Source organism: Arthrobacter mobilis (assembly GCF_012395835.1).
GTDB lineage: Bacteria > Actinomycetota > Actinomycetes > Actinomycetales > Micrococcaceae > Crystallibacter > Crystallibacter mobilis.
The window spans coordinates 95,412-96,613 of record NZ_JAAZSQ010000017.1; the positions used below are offsets into that span (position 1 = coordinate 95,412).

A 1,202-nucleotide genomic window follows, 5' to 3' on the forward strand; every position below is an offset into this window, starting at 1 on the left:
GTCAAACTCCTCAGGGTTGGGTGAGCCGGCCATTGGGTGTCCGGTTCCAGCCGCTCAAACCATACACGGCCCCAAGGTATTCCCGCCGCCGGAATCGTCAGGCGGTACCTGCAGTGCACCACGTGTCCCGCTCCGGCTTCAGGCCACCTGCCGGCCCGGCCCGGGAACCCGGCGGCAGGACCGGCTGCAGTCATGTGCGCTGCCAACGGTGCGGGAAGAGCGCCTTCGTTCATATGCACAGCCGGCTCAGTTCCGCGGCCGGGCCGCCAGGATCTGTGGCACGGAGGAATTGCCTGCGAGCCACGATGCCAGGTCGCGGTCCAGCAGTGCCGCCAGTTTTGAGCACGCCTCGTGTCCATGCCGGGCACTGAGCCTGATCTGCTGGCCGGGCAGGGGGAAACCGGAGATGAAGGGTTCGTGGTGTGCGGCACGGTTGCGCACCGCGTGCACGATGGCGACGGTGTCCAGCGTCCAGCTTCGCGTGAAGTGGGATCCTTCTGCCGAGGCAATGGCGCGTCCACCGGGGAAGGCCTTATGCAGTGTTGTCCGCCAGAGGGATTCATAATCCGTGGGGAACCGCTGGGGTTCCTTGCCGACGAAGCCGCCGGCACTGAGCAGATCCCTCCAGAAACCGAACATGAGCCGTGCAACCAGGTGGCCGGGGGTCTTTCGCCCCTGGGGCAGTTCGGCCCATGCCCGGGAGAGGGTGTCTCTGGATCTGCCGTCGAGTCCTATGTCCAGCCGGTACCATTCCGGGCCGTAGGTGGAAGTCAGCCGGTCATTCAGGGCGTTTCGCAGTGCCACTTCGAGGATGGCGATGTCCGCCAGAAGCGCCACCGACACATCGCGGTCCCATACGTAGAGCCGCCGGGCCAAAACGGGATCATATCCCGCACCCGCCAGGTAAGTGGACATCCGGACCGGGGTGATTGCCTTGTCCAGTGCACGGCTGTGCGCCCCGCTGGTCCAATCGGTGCCTGCGCTCATTGTTCTGTGCCATCCACTGCGCTAGAGTATAGGAGAAGTCCCCGGAACCGCCTCTCTGGACAAGAGCCATGAAGCGGCCGGGGTTTTTCGTTAACATCCCCGCACCCCCGACATATGCGCTGTTATTGACTCTTCTATGGTTGTCAACGTAGCAATGGCCGGGGACTGCTGGCGTTGAGTGTGCGGTAGATCCGTCGGGCGAGGTAGCGCTTCAC

Annotated in this window: 1 protein-coding gene; it reads right to left on the reverse strand. The window is 64.1% G+C overall.

What is annotated here, in order from left to right; all coding sequences use genetic code 11:
- Positions 1–246 precede the first annotated feature (246 nt).
- The gene (locus HGG74_RS15665; protein ID WP_168487840.1) at positions 247–987 is read right to left on the reverse strand and encodes an Abi family protein; all 741 of its coding nucleotides are present in this window, start codon (positions 985–987) and stop codon (positions 247–249) included.
- Positions 988–1,202 lie beyond the last annotated feature (215 nt).